This is a genomic window from Halalkalibacterium halodurans, assembly GCF_004376175.1.
GTDB lineage: Bacteria > Bacillota > Bacilli > Bacillales > Bacillaceae_D > Halalkalibacterium > Halalkalibacterium halodurans.
The window spans coordinates 13,510-32,026 of sequence record NZ_SNUY01000006.1 but is presented as its reverse complement, the minus strand read 5'-3'; the positions used below and the strand labels follow the sequence as shown (position 1 = coordinate 32,026).

General features: G+C 44.1%; 16 protein-coding genes. All 16 read left to right on the top strand.

Translation table 11 applies throughout. The features are described 5' to 3' along the window. The first annotated feature begins 8 nt into the window (after positions 1-8). Positions 9-1,250 (top strand): M16 family metallopeptidase, encoded by a 1,242-nt coding sequence (locus E2L07_RS03250; RefSeq protein WP_134228836.1) that lies wholly within the window; start codon positions 9-11, stop codon positions 1,248-1,250. 90 nt (positions 1,251-1,340) lie between these two features. After that, entirely contained in the window at positions 1,341-1,589 is a 249-nt protein-coding gene (locus E2L07_RS03245) for a YlmC/YmxH family sporulation protein (protein WP_010898557.1), read from the top strand. Positions 1,590-1,775: 186 nt separating this feature from the next. Continuing rightward, complete coding sequence (gene dpaA / locus E2L07_RS03240) at positions 1,776-2,654, top strand: dipicolinic acid synthetase subunit A (protein WP_134228835.1); 879 nt, start codon at positions 1,776-1,778, stop codon at positions 2,652-2,654. 15 nt (positions 2,655-2,669) lie between these two features. Beyond that, entirely contained in the window at positions 2,670-3,263 is a 594-nt protein-coding gene (locus E2L07_RS03235; protein ID WP_010898555.1) for a dipicolinate synthase subunit B, read from the top strand. A gap of 119 nt (positions 3,264-3,382) precedes the next feature. Next, positions 3,383-4,432 (top strand): aspartate-semialdehyde dehydrogenase, encoded by a 1,050-nt coding sequence (asd, locus tag E2L07_RS03230; RefSeq protein WP_134228834.1) that lies wholly within the window; start codon positions 3,383-3,385, stop codon positions 4,430-4,432. A gap of 7 nt (positions 4,433-4,439) precedes the next feature. Next, entirely contained in the window at positions 4,440-5,675 is a 1,236-nt protein-coding gene (gene dapG / locus E2L07_RS03225) for an aspartate kinase (RefSeq protein WP_134228833.1), read from the top strand. A gap of 125 nt (positions 5,676-5,800) precedes the next feature. Next, complete coding sequence (gene dapA, locus E2L07_RS03220) at positions 5,801-6,682, top strand: 4-hydroxy-tetrahydrodipicolinate synthase (RefSeq protein WP_134228832.1); 882 nt, start codon at positions 5,801-5,803, stop codon at positions 6,680-6,682. A 551-nt stretch (positions 6,683-7,233) separates the two neighbouring features. After that, complete coding sequence (locus tag E2L07_RS03215) at positions 7,234-8,901, top strand: ribonuclease J (RefSeq protein ID WP_010898551.1); 1,668 nt, start codon at positions 7,234-7,236, stop codon at positions 8,899-8,901. Between the two features lie 164 nt (positions 8,902-9,065). Beyond that, on the top strand, positions 9,066-10,724 hold the full coding sequence (locus E2L07_RS03210) for an IS1182 family transposase (protein ID WP_243854893.1): 1,659 nt from the start codon (positions 9,066-9,068) through the stop codon (positions 10,722-10,724). Between the two features lie 97 nt (positions 10,725-10,821). Next, on the top strand, positions 10,822-11,592 hold the full coding sequence (locus E2L07_RS03205; protein WP_053430975.1) for a ClpP family protease: 771 nt from the start codon (positions 10,822-10,824) through the stop codon (positions 11,590-11,592). Then, positions 11,589-11,810, top strand: a complete 222-nt coding sequence (locus E2L07_RS03200; RefSeq protein WP_053430976.1) for a YlzJ-like family protein — start codon at positions 11,589-11,591, stop codon at positions 11,808-11,810. The genes E2L07_RS03205 and E2L07_RS03200 overlap by 4 nt, the downstream gene beginning before the upstream one ends. A gap of 153 nt (positions 11,811-11,963) precedes the next feature. After that, entirely contained in the window at positions 11,964-14,333 is a 2,370-nt protein-coding gene (locus E2L07_RS03195) for an FtsK/SpoIIIE family DNA translocase (RefSeq protein ID WP_134228831.1), read from the top strand. Positions 14,334-14,383: 50 nt separating this feature from the next. Continuing rightward, on the top strand, positions 14,384-15,112 hold the full coding sequence (locus E2L07_RS03190; protein ID WP_134228830.1) for a GntR family transcriptional regulator: 729 nt from the start codon (positions 14,384-14,386) through the stop codon (positions 15,110-15,112). Positions 15,113-15,165: 53 nt separating this feature from the next. Continuing rightward, the gene (gene yfmF, locus E2L07_RS03185) at positions 15,166-16,461 is read left to right on the top strand and encodes an EF-P 5-aminopentanol modification-associated protein YfmF (protein ID WP_053430978.1); all 1,296 of its coding nucleotides are present in this window, start codon (positions 15,166-15,168) and stop codon (positions 16,459-16,461) included. Beyond that, entirely contained in the window at positions 16,458-17,756 is a 1,299-nt protein-coding gene (gene yfmH / locus E2L07_RS03180; protein ID WP_010898545.1) for an EF-P 5-aminopentanol modification-associated protein YfmH, read from the top strand. The genes yfmF and yfmH overlap by 4 nt, the downstream gene beginning before the upstream one ends. Then, entirely contained in the window at positions 17,753-18,481 is a 729-nt protein-coding gene (ymfI, locus tag E2L07_RS03175) for an elongation factor P 5-aminopentanone reductase (RefSeq protein ID WP_134228829.1), read from the top strand. Before yfmH ends, ymfI begins: the two co-directional genes overlap by 4 nt. Positions 18,482-18,517 lie beyond the last annotated feature (36 nt).

Genomic DNA, 18,517 nt, shown 5'->3' with positions numbered 1-18,517 from the left:
AAGCGAGCATGATTAACACGATGACGCTAGATAACGGTGTTCGGATTATTACCGAGAAGATGTCAACCGTTCGCTCCGTATCCATCGGGATATGGGTGGGAACGGGCTCAAGGCATGAATCAGCTGAAGAAAACGGCATCTCTCATTTTCTTGAGCATATGTTTTTCAAAGGGACGAATACGAGGTCTGCTCAGGAGATTGCCGAGTTTTTTGACTCGATTGGCGGTCAAGTCAATGCATTTACGTCGAAAGAATATACGTGCTATTATGCGAAAGTTCTAGACGATCATGCCGGACAGGCTATTGATACCCTTTCAGACATGTTCTTTCACTCTACTTTTCAAAAAGAAGAGCTGGAAAAAGAACGCAAGGTCGTGTTTGAAGAAATTAATATGGTTGATGATACGCCAGACGATATCGTTCACGATTTATTAAGCTCGGCAACCTATGGAAAGCACTCTCTCGGGTATCCGATTCTCGGAACGGTGGAAACGTTAAATTCATTTAATGAGGGAATGTTACGTCATTATATGGATCGCTTCTATACCGGTGACTATGTCGTCATTTCGGTTGCGGGAAATGTTCATGATGAACTGATTGATAAAATCAAGGAAACGTTTAGTCAGGTGAAGCCGACAACCTATAACTATCAAGGGGAAAAGCCGATGTTTCTTCCGAATCGGATTGTACGTAAAAAAGAGACGGAGCAAGCCCACTTATGTCTCGGTTATCCAGGACTTCCGATTGGGGACAAGGATGTGTATGCCCTTGTGTTGTTGAACAATGTTTTAGGTGGTAGTATGAGCAGCCGGCTGTTTCAAGACATTCGCGAGAAGCGAGGGCTCTGTTACTCCGTGTTTTCCTACCATTCTTCGTTCCGGGATAGCGGTATGCTTACAATCTATGCAGGAACAGGCCATGACCAGCTAGATGATTTAGTTTATTCGATTCAAGAGACAACGTCAGCCCTGGCCGAAAAGGGTTTGACGGAAAAGGAATTGGAAAACGGAAAAGAACAGCTAAAAGGGAGCCTCATGCTAAGCTTGGAAAGCACGAATAGCCGCATGAGTAGGAATGGGAAAAATGAACTGTTATTAAAAAAACATCGTTCATTGGATGAAATGATCGAACAGATTAATGCAGTTCAAAAGCAAGATGTGTCTCGTTTAGCGAAAATACTCTTATCTGCTAGTCCGTCCATTTCTTTGATTAATGCAAACGGTGAGCTTCCAAAAGCATTGATTCACTAATAGAAAAACAAAGATCAGCGCCTCGCTGGTCTTTTTTTGTTCGTTTCCTCATACATGTGAACTATGGGAAATTGTACGGGAGGGATGCCGATGCGGCTAAGTGAAATTAGCGGTAAAGAGATTATTGATTTTCAAAGAGGCGAACGTCTAGGGGTACTCGGTCAAACGGACTTAGTCATCGACGAGGAAAATGGGCAAATTGAGGCATTCATCATTCCAACGATGCGTTGGTTTGGGTTTGGTAAAAAGGAAAAAGAAGTGACGGTTTATTGGGATCAGATCAAAAAAATTGGTCAAGACATGATCATCATTGATCTAGAGCATATGGAGTCATCATAAAAAGACTCCTATGAGTGGCTGGTGACCTTCCTTTATTTAGGGGGAAACCAGCCTTTTTTAATGTAGAAAGAAGGACAGGCTCCGCATCTACCATTCACCGAATGTCATGGCTTTTCATAAGCTATCGTGAATGGCTGCACCCCGTCATTCCTTGGATGAATGGGGGAAAAGAAAGGAGTCAGCAAGATGTTAACGGGAAAGCACGTCGTCATTATCGGCGGTGATGCCAGACAACTAGAGATTATTCGAAAGCTGTCCACCTTTGATGCGAAGATATCCCTTGTCGGATTCGATCAGTTGGATGATGGCTTTATCGGTGTTACGAAAATGAGAATCGATGAAGTGGACTGGAATACGGTAGATGCGATTCTTTTACCCATTAGTGGAACAAATGAAGCAGGAAAAGTGGATACAATCTTTTCAAATGAGTCGATTGTATTAACGGAAGAAATGATCGAAAAAACACCCAACCATTGTGTCGTCTACTCGGGAATTAGCAATACGTATTTAAAACAATGTATGAAAAAGACGAACCGGACCCTTGTCAAGCTGATGGAACGGGATGATATCGCCATATATAATTCCATTCCTACGGCAGAAGGAACGATCATGATGGCGATTCAACACACGGACTTTACGATTCATGGTGCCAACGTAGCCGTTCTCGGTTTAGGACGTGTCGGGATGTCGGTTGCACGTAAGTTTGCGGCATTGGGAGCGAAAGTAAAAGTAGGTGCGAGAGAATCTGACTTGCTTGCCCGGATTGCAGAGATGGGCATGGAGCCATTCCACATTTCCAAAGCGGCCCAAGAACTGCGCGATGTGGATGTGTGCATCAATACGATTCCCGCACTTGTCGTGACGGCGAACGTGCTAGCCGAAATGCCTTCTCACACATTCGTGATCGATTTAGCCTCTAAACCAGGAGGCACGGATTTTCGTTATGCGGAAAAACGGGGAATTAAAGCGTTGCTCGTCCCAGGATTGCCGGGGATTGTTGCCCCGAAAACAGCTGGTCGCATTTTAGCTGATGTCCTCGTGAAACTGTTAGCTGAACCATCTTAGAGGGGGAGATTATCAATGAATTTTGCAGGAAAGCATGTTGGATTTGGATTAACGGGTTCTCATTGTACGTATCATGAAGTTCTTCCGCAGATGGAGCGACTAGTAGAGTTAGGAGCGAAGGTCACGCCATTCGTCACCCATACAGTGCAAACGACAGATACGAAATTTGGTGAAAGCAGCGAGTGGATAAATAAAATCAAGCAGATTACTGAAGAGCCGATCGTTGATTCAATGGTGAAAGCTGAGCCATTTGGTCCGAAAACACCACTTGATTGTATGGTCATCGCCCCAATGACAGGAAACTCAACGAGTAAGTTTGCCAATGCTATGACGGATTCTCCCGTTCTCATGGGGGCCAAAGCAACGTTAAGAAATGGAAAGCCAGTCGTTGTCGGAATTTCTACGAACGATGCACTAGGCCTAAATGGGATAAATATCATGAGATTGATGGCAACAAAAAATATTTATTTTATTCCATTTGGCCAGGACAATCCGCAGGTCAAGCCAAACTCTCTTGTCGCTAGAATGGAAGCATTACCGGAAACGATAGAGGCTGCGTTACGTGGTCAGCAATATCAGCCAGTTTTAATTGAAAAATTCAGAGATTAGCCTCAGAGTGGAGTTGCGCAAATAAAAAATTTCCCTTAAAGTTGTAGGAAGAGAGTCGAGATGTGATTTCAAAGCGTCTCATAATAGAAACCGACTGTAGGGGAAGGAGAACGACTTAAATGACCAATCAGCAAACTTTTTCAGTAGCTGTTGTCGGCGCAACAGGCGCAGTAGGACAGCAAATGTTAAAAACGTTAGAAGAGCGTAATTTTCCAGTAGGACAGTTAAAGTTACTTTCATCTAAACGTTCTGCGGGAAAAACGATTACATTTAAAGGTGAACCATATACGGTGGAGGTGGCGACTCCAGAAGCGTTTGAAGGCGTGCAAATTGCCTTATTTAGCGCGGGTGGCTCTGTTTCCAAGAAGCTTGTACCAGAAGCAATTAAACGTGGTGCCATTTGTGTTGATAACACAAGTGCGTTCCGGATGGATCCAGAAGTGCCGCTCGTTGTACCGGAAGTAAATGAAGAAGATGTGAAAAGCCATAATGGCGTCATCGCAAACCCGAACTGCTCGACGATTCAAATGGTTGTTGCTTTAGAGCCAATTCGGCAAAAATACGGCTTGAAAAAAGTGATTGTCTCCACGTATCAAGCTGTTTCTGGAGCTGGCCTTGAGGCGATTGAAGAAATGAAAACTCAAACGAAAGAAGTGCTTGAGGGCAATGAAGTAAACCCAGAGATTTTACCTGTGGGTGGGGACAAAAAGCATTATCAAATCGCATTTAATGCCATCCCGCAAATCGATTTGTTCCAAGACAATGGTTTTACATTTGAAGAAATGAAAATGATCAACGAAACGAAAAAGATTATGCACATGCCTGAATTAGAAGTAGCTGCCACGTGCGTGCGTCTTCCGGTGGAAACGGGACACTCTGAATCGGTCTATTTTGAAACCGTACAGGGCGGAGCTTCCGTTTCTGAATTAAAAGGACTTTTAGAAACAGCTCCAGGTATAACGGTCCAGGACAATCCGAGCGAGCAGCTTTATCCAATGGCGATCCATGCGGTCGGTAAGCCAGACGTCTTCGTCGGTCGACTTCGCCGTGATCTAGACCGGGATAATGGATACCATATGTGGGTCGTATCTGACAACCTATTAAAAGGGGCTGCATGGAACTCTGTGCAAATTGCAGAGAGTCTCGTGAAGCTCGGTCTCGTGAAGTAGGTGTCATATGAAAATTATCATCCAAAAGTTTGGTGGTACCTCGGTTAAAACGGCTGAAGTACGTGAAATGGCAGCTAAACACGTCAAAAAAGCCGTAGAGGGTGGATATAAGGTCGTTGTCGTCGTTTCCGCCATGGGACGAAGCGGTGATCCTTATGCGACAGATACCCTTTTACAGCTAGTGGATACGAAAACAATTGCAAAACGAGAGCAGGATCTTCTCGTCTCGTGCGGTGAAATCATCTCTTCGGTTGTTTTCACCGAACTTTTGCTCAAGAAAGGAATTCAAGCTACTGCGATGACCGGGGCACAAGCTGGGTTCCGGACGAATGAAGAATTCACCAATGCAAAAATAGTCGATATGAAAGTGGATCGTTTGAAAAAGACGCTCGTTCATCAAGATGTCGTCGTCGTGGCTGGTTTCCAAGGTCAATCACCTACAGGTGAGACGACAACGCTTGGACGCGGCGGAAGCGATACGTCTGCCACGGCCCTTGGGGCAGCCCTGGATGCCGAATGGGTTGACATCTTCACGGACGTGGAGGGGATCATGACAGCCGATCCACGGATCGTAAGTCAGGCTCGCCCACTGGATACGATGACGTATAATGAAGTGTGTAACATGGCATATCAAGGAGCGAAAGTCATCCATCCCCGCGCAGTTGAAATTGCCATGCAAGCGAAGATCCCTATCCATATTCGCTCTACGTACTCCGATGGAAAAGGAACGCTTGTCACTTCGATGCTGACGGAAGCTGGTGCGAGGGATGTCCAAGATCGGATCATCACGGGGATCGCCCACATGTCGGGAGTGACACAAATCAAAGTCCACGCGAAAGATGGAGAATTTGATTTGCAGGAAAAAGTGTTCAGGGCGATGGCCGCTGAAAAAATTAGCGTTGATTTCATCAACATTAATTTAACCGGTGTTGTTTATACGGTAATGGATGAAGTGGCAGATCGGGCGATCGAAGTATTACGAGAGCTCGGTTTTGATCCAGAAGTGAAGCGGCATTGTGCTAAGGTGTCTGCTGTTGGTGCGGGGATGACAGGAGTCCCAGGTGTAACTGCTAAAATTGTTGCAGCTCTTTCTCAGGAGAACATCCGTATCTTACAATCGGCTGATTCTCATACAACGATTTGGGTGCTCGTCAGCGAAGACGATTTAACAAAAGCAGTCAATGCGCTTCATCGCATGTTCCACCTTGAACAATCGGAGCAAACGAAACAAAAACAAGTTTGACAAGAAACGAAAAAAGGGGTAAATGAATAGTATACGATAAAGGCTAGGCGGTTTCAGTTTCCTTTAAGGAAGGAGGCTGAACCGCTTGTTGTTCGCGCAAATACAGCCGTTGTTAGGAGATGATGATGATGGACTTTGGCCACGTCCTTACAGCCATGGTCACCCCTTTTGATGCAAAGGGAAATGTTGATCTAGAAAAAGTGGAACGACTTGTGGAATTTTTGCTTGCCAATGGGACAGAGGGTCTCGTTGTAGCAGGTACGACTGGTGAATCACCAACATTGAGAGAAGAAGAAAAGCTAGCCCTATTTGAAAAAGTTGTCACGGTTGTGAACAAACGAGTTCCAGTGATCGCAGGGGCAGGTTCGAACAATACGTACGTCTCCGCCCAACTGACGAAGAAAGCGACGGCTCTTGGAGTTGATGGCATTATGGCTGTCACACCTTATTACAATAAACCGTCTCAGGAAGGGATGTACGCTCACTTTGCAGCGATCGCAGAAGCGACACACTTGCCGGTTATGTTGTACAATATTCCGAGCCGTTCCGTTGTGAATTTATCAGCGGAAACAATTGTGAAACTCTCTTATATCCCGAATATTACCTCATTAAAAGAAGCGAACGGTGATTTGGATCATATGGTGTCGGTCATCGAACAAACCCCTGATACGTTTCATCTATATAGTGGGGATGATTCTCTAACACTCCCGGCCTTATCCATCGGAGCAAAAGGGGTCGTGTCGGTCGCCTCCCACATAATAGGACCTGAAATGCAGCAAATGATGATGGCGTTTCGGGGTGGAGATGTGGAGCATGCAGCAAATCTCCACCGGAAGCTTTTGCCGATCATGAAAGGCTTATTTACTGCGCCAAATCCTACATGTGTGAAAGCCGCCTTGCAAATCAAAGGACTCGATACAGGTGGTGTCCGCTTACCGCTCGTGCCACCTACATCTGAGCAACGGCAACATTTACAGTTTTTGATTGAACAGTTGAAAGTCTCGTAAAAGCGTCGAATGGACTCGGCGCTTTTTTTACATAATGTGAAAAGTATAGAAACGAGCTTTGAATGGGGGAAGTATGTGGAGAAGGATAATAACCGTCACTTTCCTTCCATCAGAAAAACCAAGCAAAGGAAAGAACATATTCCATGGTAAAAGGCTATGGATATGGAACGTAGCACAATTTTACAGCTAGACTTGTTTTCGACTTGAGAGATCATGTATACTAAGCATAAGTGATGAGTTCGGATACAGTATGTCAACGATCGTTCGTTGGCGTCACTTTTTTTCAAGGTGTGTATGGAACGGTACTTTTTATTGGGTGGCGACTATTTCATTATGAGGACGCTCCTTAGTCTCAAGAATGCACAATCGTGACGGTGCCATGTGATGACTTGAAGGAGATCCATTTAGAGGAAGCGGATGAAAGGTCGGCTCCTGACTAACTTTTGCTGAATTAAGATAGGGATGTTATGAAAAAATTGGACAAATTTGTCTTGTGTAGCTCACGAAAAATGTAGGATTATTTTTTTTGAATAGAAGTAGGAGGAACAGAATTGTCAAAGCAAACAACAGAATCCATTCGTGTTTTTGCCTTAGGTGGCGTAGGTGAAATTGGCAAAAACATGTACGTCGTAGAAGTAGACGATGACCTTTTCGTCATCGATGCAGGCTTAATGTTTCCCGATGATGAAATGCTCGGGGTTGACGTGGTCATCCCGGATATTTCATACTTAGTGGAAAATGAAGAGCGAGTAAGGGCCATCCTGCTCACTCACGGTCACGAAGATCACATTGGCGGCTTGCCATATGTATTGCAAAAGTTAAATGTCCCTGTCTATGGAACAAAGCTTACCCTTGGTTTAGTTGAAGAAAAACTAAAAGAAGCAGGCTTGATCCGTTCAGCAAAGTTAAAGCTTATTGATAGTAACTCTCGCTTAAAATTAGGCTCTACCCCCGTTTCCTTTTTTCGAACAAATCACAGCATTCCAGATTCGGTAGGAATCTGCATTCAAACGTCACAAGGTTTTATTGTTCATACAGGTGATTTCAAATTCGATCAAACGCCTGTAGATGGAAAGCAAGCTGAGATTGGAAAGATGGCGGCGATTGGTCACAAAGGGGTGCTATGTCTCCTTTCCGATAGTACGAACGCAGAGCGCCCAGGGATGACGAAGTCAGAGACGGAGGTCGGTCGGGGGATTGCAGAGGCTTTTGAGCAAACAAAAGGCCGAATCATCGTCACAACATTTGCGTCAAATGTCCATCGAGTACAGCAAGTGATTCATGCAGCGATTGCAACGAATCGGAAATTAGCTGTAGCAGGGCGAAGCATGGTCAAAGTCGTTTCGATCGCAGAACGATTAGGTTACTTAGAGGCTCCGGATGATCTATTTATCGATATTGAGGAAGTATCAAAATATGATGATGAACGGGTCGCGATTATTACGACCGGTAGCCAAGGGGAGCCAATGTCTGCTTTATCGCGGATGGCAAAAGGGGCGCATCGTCAAATCACAATTACGGAAAACGATACGGTGATTATCGCCGCAACCCCAATTCCAGGAAATGAGAGAAGTGTATCCACTATCGTTGATTTACTTCACCGTATTGGTGCAGATGTCATTTTCGGTCATGGAAAGGTTCATGCGTCAGGGCATGGAAGCGCCGAGGAATTGAAGCTGATGTTGAACCTCATGCGTCCAAAATTTTTCGTCCCCATTCACGGTGAATTTCGCATGCAACATGCTCATAAAGAGTTAGCGAAAAGTGTAGGGATCAGAGAAGAGGCCATTTTTCTTGTCGATAAAGGAGAAGTCGTTGAATTTCGAAATGGTCAAGGAAGAAAGGCAGGCAAAGTCCCATCTGGTAACGTCCTTATTGATGGACTAGGTGTCGGAGATGTGGGAAATATTGTTCTTCGTGACCGTCGCCTCCTTTCAAAAGATGGCATCCTTGTTGTTGTTGTGACGTTAAACAAACAATCAGGAACGATTCTTTCTGGACCAAATATTATCTCGCGCGGATTTGTTTACGTACGAGAGTCGGAAAAATTAATTGAAGAAGCGAATGAATTAGTGACCGAGACGTTAAAAAAATGTGTCACCGAAAATGTGAACGAATGGTCTTCATTGAAAAGCAATGTTCGTGAAGTCCTCAGTCGGTTTTTGTTTGAAAAAACAAAGCGTCGGCCAATGATTTTACCAATTATTATGGAAGTATAAAAATGGGGGCTGGGACAAAACCCCAGGAAATAAAAAAATAAGGCGTAGGAGCTTACACTAAAAAGTGTAGGCTTCACGCCTTTTTATTCGTATTTTGTGTAAACCAAAAGGACACCTTTTGATAAAATTAAAGTGACTAAACAATAATTTTTGGAGGTGTCCTTATGTTTAAACAGTATACCATGAATCAAATTGTTTTGCCGCTAGATTTAGAAATAAAATTACAAGAAAATGATATTGCTTTTGCGATTAATGACCTTGTAGAGAGCATACCAGAGGAAGCATTCAAAGATTTCTTACGCCAAACTGGACGTCCTGCCTATCATCCTCGTATGATGTTAAAAGTTATTTTGTGTGGGTATACACAATCTGTGTTTTCTGGTCGTAAGATAGAAGCGTTGCTCCAAGACAGTATTCGGATGATGTGGTTAGCCCAAGGAAATGAGCCGAGCTATCGGACGATTAATCGTTTCCGTTCCAATCCACTTATTGAAAAATTACTGCGCGAATGTTTTGTCCAATTCCGTAATCAACTCGTGGAAAAGGAGTTGATTGAAGAAGAAGCAATTTTTATTGATGGTACGAAGATTGAAGCGAACGCAAACAAATTTACCTTTGTATGGAGAAAATCCGTCGAACAATATAGTGAAAAATTAATAGAAAAGTCCAACCAACTGTATGATGAATTATTGGAAAAGGAAATTATCCCAGCGATAGAACGAGAAAGTAAAGAAGAACTAACCGTTAAAGAAATGGAAGAAGTGGTCAAAAAGTTAGACGAAACAGTCAGCGAATATGATAAAAAAATTGAAGCTTGTGAGGTCGGCAGTGAACGGAAGAACATTCGCGCTGAACGTAAAGCACCAAAACAAGCTCGTAAGCAGTTCATGGATTTCATTGCTCGTAAACAAAAGTATCAAAAAGATATGGAGACTTTCGGCGAACGCAATAGCTATTCAAAAACTGATCCTGATGCGACGTTTATGCGGATGAAGGACGATTACATGAAGAACGGTCAATTGAAAGCTGGTTATAATGTACAACTTGCGACAGAAGGTCAATACGCACTCGCTTACGATGTTTTTCCAAATCCAACAGATACACGCACCTTGATTCCATTTCTTCAAACGATAGAAGATTTCTTCGAATTACCAGAATATATCGTTGCAGATGCAGGATACGGAAGCGAACAGAACTATGAAGAAATCATTGAGAATCGAAATCGAACGCCACTTATTACATACAATCAGTATCGAAAGGAAAAGAAAAGGAAACACAAAGACAATGCTTTTCATGTAGACAATTGGGATTATAATGAGGAAGAGGACGCTTTCCGATGTCCAAATGGTCAAAAAGTATGGTTTAGCCATCAGTCCAAACGAACAGACAGGTACGGATTCACACGGGAATTTAAAGTGTACGAATGTGAAGATTGTTCAGGCTGTCCATTCCGCGAACTGTGCACGAAAGCAAAAGAAGGCAACAATCGAAAAGTCTACATTAATGAAAAGTGGGAATCTCAAAAAGAAAATATACGTATGAAGCTTTCAGACGAGAAAACTGGTGAAATTTACAGGAAACGAAAAGTTGAAGTAGAACCAGTGTTCGGTTTTCTGAAGGCTAATTTGGGTTTCACTCGAATGTCCGTCAGAGGCAAAGATAAAGTGAAAAATGAATTGGGGTTTGCATTTATGGCCGTGAACTTGAGAAAGTACACGGCCACGAACGGTGACATAGGGCCAGGAAATAAGAAAAACTCCACAAAAAAGGTTCCAAGCACTTATTATTTGCTTGGAACCTTTTTACTTACTATTTTTGGCTAGTTTTGTCCCAGCCTCTTTTGCTTCTGAGAAATATCGCTGTCGCATGAAATGCTCCCTTGCCGTTTATACTAACACCACGATGAAAAGGAGGATGATCATGGATTACGGACGACAAGATGAACAGCCAGAGCAACCTCAGCAGCCAGAGCAACCGCAACAAGAGCCTAATCAAGAAGGGAAGCCTTCAGGCATTATTGAAAAAATTCAGCAATTGGGTCAAACGAACGTTCCAGAAATGGAACAGTCCAATATCCATTGCATAACGGTTGTCGGTCAGATTGAAGGGCATATGCAGCTACCTCCGCAAAACAAAACGACCAAATATGAGCACATTATTCCACAGCTTGTAGCCGCGGAACAAAATAAAAAAATTGAAGGATTACTGATCATTTTAAATACGGTGGGCGGAGATGTTGAAGCAGGACTTGCCATCGCCGAAATGGTTGCGACCATGTCAAAGCCTACCGTCACCCTCGTATTAGGAGGGGGTCATTCGATCGGCGTTCCGATTGCGGTCGCCGCTAATTATTCATTTATTGCTGAGACTGCGACGATGACGATTCACCCGGTCCGGCTAACAGGACTTGTCATCGGTGTACCGCAAACATTTGAATATTTAGATAAAATGCAGGAACGGGTCGTTAGCTTCGTGACGAAACATTCTCATATTTCGGAGGAAAAGTTTAAGGAGCTCATGTTTTCAAAAGGGAATTTAACGAGGGACATCGGGACAAACGTCATTGGAACTGACGCCGTAACATACGGACTCATTGATGAAGTGGGAGGGATCGGAAAAGCGATGCAGAAATTAACGGAACTCATCGAAAAGCAGCAGCTACCCCATCCTGAAGGGGAAATGATGCAATGATATTGTATACGATGGTTCCATATGAATCGATCTTCTATGAAGACACGCAGCCATCGGGAAATGTGCGGACCATTGACGTAGACGGAGCGATGGTGATCGTAGAAGAGATGTCCTCATCTGAATACAGAGTAGTCCGTTTAATAAGCAGCAACCCTCGTCACTATTTAGAGTCAAGGTTCGCACCCGGAACGGTGATTTACGCGAAACCGCAACTTTAAGCACGGGAAACTTGCTATTTTCCGTTTTCCTCGGATGCAGTGATGTTTTTGTCTGTGCTATAATAATTTCATCCAAGGATGGTGGAAGCAGCCAACATGGCTGCTTCTTATGTAGCATCCTCCTTGATTGTTTAAGTAGTAGAGGGTGACACGATGGCTAAACGTAAAAAAAAGAAAAAAGTTGCATGGCAATCCCAACTAACCTTTGAGCTAGTAGGGCTCGGCATTTTGGTTATTGCCGTAGTCGCATTAGCACAGTTAGGTACGGTCGGTGAAACGCTCGTTCGGTTGTTTCGTTTTTTCCTAGGAGAGTGGTACGCCGTTCTCTCAATTGCGCTGCTTGTAGCCGCGCTTTACATTATGGTTAAGCGAGAGAAACCACCCCTATGGTCAAGAAGGATCGGCGGCCTATACTTGATGCTGCTTTCAGCCCTTCTTTTTAGCCATGTAGGATTGTTTGGACAACTCCAAGGAAACGAAGGATTCAGCGATCAATCCGTTATTCGTAACACGTGGAATTTATTTTGGCTTGATATGTATGGTGAGGTTCAGCATTCCGATCTAGGAGGAGGGATGATCGGAGCGATAGCTTATGCAGCCAGCCATTTTTTATTTGCTGACGGTGGGACATTGTTTTTATGTTTTATTTTATTTATGGCTGGATTGATTTTGCTTACCGGCCATTCCATCACAGATTTGTTCGGAAAAGCAATCCGCCGTACGTATTTATGGGTAGTCGACTTTATCAAAGGGACATGGAATGAATGGAAGCAATTTCGTCAAGAATCAAAAGAAAAGCTGGAGCAAGATCGTAAGCTGTTGAAGGAACGAAAAGAGAAAAAAGCGGCGAAACGCAGCCGTAACGAAGACCCTGCTCAAGAAGAAAACGATCAACCGTTAGAGATCGTCGACTTTTCTCAGAGGGTGAGTCATGAAGCGAAAAATGATGCAACGGTTAAGCAGCAGGTGAAGCCAGCTAAGCAAGAGGATCAGGTGAGCAAAGAGGCACCTGAGGAAGATAAGCTAGCATCTCAAGGTCAAGAAGGAGAAGAGATGCCAACTGTATCGCTTGCAACCGCTGTAACACCGAATGATGATTATCAATTACCAACCATTGAGTTATTGAAATTGCCAAACAATCCAAATCAATCGATGGAGAAACGACTGCTACATAAAAACGCAGAAAAACTAAGAAAAACGCTTGAAAGCTTCGGTGTAAAAGCTCACGTTTCAAAGGTACACTTAGGTCCTGCTGTGACAAAATATGAAGTGAATCCCCATGTGGGAGTGAAGGTGAGCAGAATTGTCAACTTAGCCGATGATTTAGCCTTGGCTCTAGCCGCAAAAGACATTCGCATCGAGGCGCCGATCCCTGGAAAATCAGCGATTGGGATTGAAGTGCCGAATCAAGAAGTGGCGATCGTAACGCTTAGGGAAGTGCTTGATTCTCCGCAAGCTAAGGCGGATCGCAACGTATTATCGGTTGGGCTTGGTCGAGATATTTCTGGTGAGCCTGTTTTTGCCCCTTTAAACAAAATGCCCCACCTGCTTGTGGCAGGTGCGACAGGTAGCGGTAAAAGCGTTTGTATCAACGGGATCATTACGAGCATCTTACTGAAGGCGAAGCCCCACGAAGTGAAGCTGATGATGATCGATCCGAAAATGGTTGAGCTCAATGTCTATAATGGCATTCCTCATTTGCTTACACCGGTTGTCACTGAACCGAAAAAAGCATCGCAGGCTTTAAAGAAAGTCGTTGCGGAAATGGAGAGACGATATGATTTGTTCTCCCATTCAGGTACGCGAAATATTGAAGGGTATAATGAAATGATTACGCGCCAAAATGAAAAGGAAGATGCAAAGCAACCGACGTTGCCATACATTGTGGTCATTGTGGACGAGCTTGCAGATTTAATGATGGTTGCCTCAGGCGATGTGGAAGATTCCATCGCTCGACTTGCGCAAATGGCACGGGCAGCTGGTATTCATATGATATTAGCAACACAGCGTCCATCAGTGGACGTCATTACCGGTGTCATCAAAGCAAACATTCCGTCAAGGATCGCGTTCGGAGTTTCCTCGCAGACGGATTCCAGGACGATTTTAGATACAGGTGGAGCCGAGAAACTGTTAGGCCGTGGAGACATGCTCTACTTGCCAATGGGAGCAACGAAACCGACCCGTGTCCAAGGGGCCTTTTTATCTGATGAAGAAGTGGAAACGATCGTAGAATTTGTCGTCGCCCAGCAGAAAGCTCAATATGCTGAAGAAATGACGCCGACGGAAGAGACGAAAGTAACAGAGAAAGTGGATGATGAGCTCTATGATGATGCAGTAAACCTTGTCATTGAAATGAACTCAGCATCGGTTTCCATGTTACAACGAAGGTTCCGTATCGGTTATACACGTGCGGCGAGGCTCATTGATGAGATGGAAGCGAGAGGTATTGTCGGCCCGTACGAAGGCAGTAAGCCGAGAGAGGTGCTCGTTCAGGCACAAGACGATGAAGCTTCGTCCCATTAATGGCTGCATAAGGAGTATTTTTTGAGAGGGAGAATCAAGGGGGGATTCATGTGATTAAAGTCGATCACAGGCCGTTGTATTTACAGGTCATTGATAAATTAAAGCATGATATGGAATCGGGTGTCTATGAAGAAGGAGAGAAGCTCCCATCTGAGTTTGAACTGTCCAAGCAGTTAGGTGTCTCTCGGGCAACACTTCGAGAAGCCCTTCGTCTGCTTGAAGAAGAGGGGGTTGTGGTTCGTAGACACGGGGTAGGCACATTTGTCCATACGAAGCCTCTTTTTTCGGCAGGAATTGAGGAATTATACAGTGTCACCGACATGATACGCCATGCGGATATGGAGCCTGGGACGATCTTTTTATCTTCTTATCAGATCGAAGCAACAGACGATGATAAGCGGAGGTTTCAAACAGATAACCTAGACCAGCTCATGATGATTGAACGAGTGCGGACAGCCGACGGGGTGCCAATTGTTTACTGTCTTGACAAGCTTCCGGCTGAATTAATCGGGCAGCATTCTGTTCACGAGATCAACTCCATTCTCGACCATTTGGAATCTGGCTCTGATCGGATGATCACCCATGCGGTGACAACGATTGAACCGATTGGTTTCCATGAAAAGGTATCTGAAATCTTAGAATGTGAAGCAGAGACAGGGCTCCTTTTACTTAAACAGATGCACTATGACCAATATGATACACCCGTTCTTTACTCTTATAACTACTTTCGTGCAGATAAATTTACGTTCCACGTTGTAAGAAAACGTGTGAAGGCATAACCTAAAGAAAACGTATCGACTTTTCCTATAGATAGACAAAGGAGCTGAATGAATTGAATGAATTGCAGGAAAGCTATGCCCGAGCTGGCGGGCTTCATGTGCATCTATTGAAAACGGATAAGTATAAAACAAACACGCTCATGTTAATGGTAAAGGCACCCCTTGAAAAAGAGACGGTCGCCAAGCGAGCATTGCTTGCGAACGTATTACAAAACAGTACGGCGAAAAGTCCAACGAGGAGTGACCTGCGAAACCGATTGGACGATTTGTACGGGGCAACATTAGCAACCGATGTGCAGAAAAAAGGAGAACAGCACATTATCACGATCCGCCTCGATGTGGCAAATGAAGAGTTTCTCTCTGATTCCACACCGCTTTTCGAAAAAGGGCTCTCCCTTTTAGCAGAAGTATTACTTGAACCAAAGGTGAGTGGCAACAAGTTCGATGAGGCGGTCGTCAAAAGTGAGAAGCGTTCTCTTTTAGAGCGCATTGAATCCCTTTATGATGACAAGATGAGATATTCGAGCCTGCGAGTGACAGAAGAAATGTGCAAGGACGAACCGTTTGGTTTATCTGTTTACGGAACACGTGAGCAGGTTGAACAGCTATCTGCAGAGGAGCTTTACCGTTATTATGAACAAATGCTACACTCCGACAGGATCGACCTGTTCGTTTTAGGCGAAAAAGGGGACCCGTCGCTCATGAGTACAGTGGAGGACACTTTTTCAAAGCTAGCAACGTATCAAAAGGAAGCGAAGACGGATAGTGTACCTGCCTCTATTCCAAGCCCTGAAGTGAAGGAAGCTCGTGAGGTCATCGAAAAACAAGACGTTAAGCAAGGAAAGCTAAACATTGGTTTTCGGGCGTATACAACGTATGGCGACCCAGATTATGTCGCCATGCAAGTGATGAACGGCTTGTTTGGCGGTTTCTCTCATTCAAAGCTTTTTATTAATGTAAGGGAAAAAGAAAGCTTAGCATATTATGCAGCTTCTAGGTTTGAAAGCCATAAAGGACTACTTATCGTCATGTCAGGGATTGAATTTACCAATTACGAAAAAGCGGTCACCATCATTAAAGAACAGCTCGAAGAAATGAAAAACGGTCGTTTTACGGATAAAGAGCTTGAGCAAACGAAAGCCATGTTAAAAAATCAATTGTTAGAAACGGCTGACGTTCCTAGGGGTCAAATTGAAGTGATGTATCATAATATCGTCAGTAATCATGAGCGAACGTTGGAGAAGTGGCTTGCCGAAATCGATGCGATTACGAAGGAGCAAGTTGTAGCTGCGGCTAACAAAGTGGTTCTCGATACCATTTATTTCTTGAAAGGGGAGGAGCAAGCGTGAATAACGTAACTTTTGAACAATTACAAGAAACCCTTTACCATGAGAAACTGGCGAACGGTTTAGACGTATACATCCTCCCGAAAACAGGATTTAACAAAACCTATGCTACGTTTACGACGAAGTATGGTTCAATTGATTCAGAATTTATTCCGCTGAACCAAAAAGAAGCGCTCCATGTTCCCGATGGAATTGCTCATTTTTTAGAGCATAAAATGTTTGAGGATGAAGAAGGGGATGTGTTCCAGCTTTTTAGCAAGCAAGGAGCCTCATGTAATGCGTTTACGAGCTTTACTCGAACCGCTTATTTATTTTCAAGCACGACAAACGTAAAGAAAAATGTAGAGACACTGCTCGATTTTGTCCAACATCCTTACTTTACCGAAGAATCGGTGGAGAAAGAGAAAGGCATTATCGGTCAAGAGATTACAATGTATGATGATAACCCTGATTGGCGAAATTATTTTGGTGTGATTGAAAACATGTATGAGCACCATCCAGTGAAGATTGACATTGCAGGTACGATTCCGTCTATTTCTAAGATAACGAAAGATTTGCTCTATACGTGCTATGAAACGTTTTACCATCCGTCCAACATGCTCTTATTCATCGTCGGCCCTGTTGATGTAAATGAGATGATGACACTAGTCAAAGAGAATCAAGGGAAAAAAGAATTTAAGCCGGCAGGCGACATTCAACGCTTTTTCCCAGCAGAGCCTGAGAAGGTGGCGAAGCCTCATAGCGTGATTTCGATGTCGGTTCAAACACCAAAGTGCTTAGTCGGTTATAAAGAAAAACAACCGGTCCGGCAAGGGAAGGATCTACTCGTTCGCGAACTAGGAATCAATGTTTTACTTGAGCTCATGTTTGGCCAAGGATCAAAACAATACGAACAGCTCGATGATGAAGGGCTCATTAATGATACGTTCTCATTTGACCACACATCTGAATACGGTTTTGGGTTTACGATTATGGGCGGTGATACAAAATCACCTAATCGATTGGCTGAACGTATTGAGGAGATGGTCGAAGCGTTTAAGGAGCAACCTCTTGATGAAGCTGCAGTAAAACGAGTCATTAAAAAGAAAATTGGCGGATTTTTACGCTCCCTTAATTCACCTGAGTTCATTGCCAACCAATTTACACGTTATGAATTCAATAAAATGAACTTGTTTGATGTTGTTCCTACGTTGGAATCCTTAACGGTAGAGAAGCTAACCGACATTTTACATGATCATTTCCAAAAAGAGCGTTTCACCGTTTGCCAAGTGAAGCCAGAAGGATATGAGGAAGGGTGAAGCAGCGACGGGTTTTAGTTACTGGTGCATCGGGGGGAATAGGGGCGGCCATTTCAAAGGCATTAGCCGCTCCTCATACGACCCTCTATTTACACTATTATCAAAATGAGCGGAGCATTGACGACGTTCGTCTTGCCTGCGAGCAGCTTCAGGCGGAAGTGGTCACAGTCAAGGCTGACCTTAGCCATGCCGCTGGAGTGGAGGAGCTTTTAACCCAATGCGGCTCGGCGATCGATGTGTTCGTACATAGCGCAGGACAAAGCGTAGAAAAGCTGTTTCTCGATACGTCCACGTCAGACATCATGAGAACTTTCCAACAACATTTGTTTAGCTTCATGGAACTCTCTCGGGGATTTCTCCCTCATATGCTAAGAAACCGCTACGGGAAGATAGTGGCGGTTTCTTCGGTTTGGGGTGAGACAGGTGCTGCGTATGAGGTCGTCTACTCGGCTGCGAAAAGTGGCATGAATGGCTTCGTTAAAGCGTTAGCAAAAGAAATGGCGCCAAACGGCATACAAGTGAACGGTGTGGCTCCAGGAGCGATTAACACTTCCATGCTTTCAAGCTATTCGGAGGAGGAAGTTTTAGCTCTTACAGAAGAAATCCCAGCAGGCCGACTAGGAACTCCAATGGAAGTCGCTGAAACCGTCGCGTTCTTATGCTCAGAGCGTGCGACTTACATTCATGGCCACGTATTGTCCGTAAATGGCGGCTGGTATTGTTAATAAAGTGACCAAAGAAATATTTCCTTCTGTTTTGTG

Bases quoted from the DNA above. Each gene is read 5' to 3' on its own strand.
- dapG (WP_134228833.1), top strand. From the start codon at position 4,440: ATGAAAATTATCATCCAAAAGTTTGGTGGTACCTCGGTTAAAACGGCT.
- E2L07_RS03205 (WP_053430975.1), top strand. From the start codon at position 10,822: ATGGATTACGGACGACAAGATGAACAGCCAGAGCAACCTCAGCAGCCA.
- asd (WP_134228834.1), top strand. From the start codon at position 3,383: ATGACCAATCAGCAAACTTTTTCAGTAGCTGTTGTCGGCGCAACAGGC.
- E2L07_RS03200 (WP_053430976.1), top strand. From the start codon at position 11,589: ATGATATTGTATACGATGGTTCCATATGAATCGATCTTCTATGAAGAC.
- E2L07_RS03210 (WP_243854893.1), top strand. From the start codon at position 9,066: ATGTTTAAACAGTATACCATGAATCAAATTGTTTTGCCGCTAGATTTA.
- E2L07_RS03245 (WP_010898557.1), top strand. From the start codon at position 1,341: ATGCGGCTAAGTGAAATTAGCGGTAAAGAGATTATTGATTTTCAAAGA.
- E2L07_RS03250 (WP_134228836.1), top strand. From the start codon at position 9: ATGATTAACACGATGACGCTAGATAACGGTGTTCGGATTATTACCGAG.
- E2L07_RS03235 (WP_010898555.1), top strand. From the start codon at position 2,670: ATGAATTTTGCAGGAAAGCATGTTGGATTTGGATTAACGGGTTCTCAT.
- E2L07_RS03195 (WP_134228831.1), top strand. From the start codon at position 11,964: ATGGCTAAACGTAAAAAAAAGAAAAAAGTTGCATGGCAATCCCAACTA.
- dapA (WP_134228832.1), top strand. From the start codon at position 5,801: ATGATGGACTTTGGCCACGTCCTTACAGCCATGGTCACCCCTTTTGAT.
- dpaA (WP_134228835.1), top strand. From the start codon at position 1,776: ATGTTAACGGGAAAGCACGTCGTCATTATCGGCGGTGATGCCAGACAA.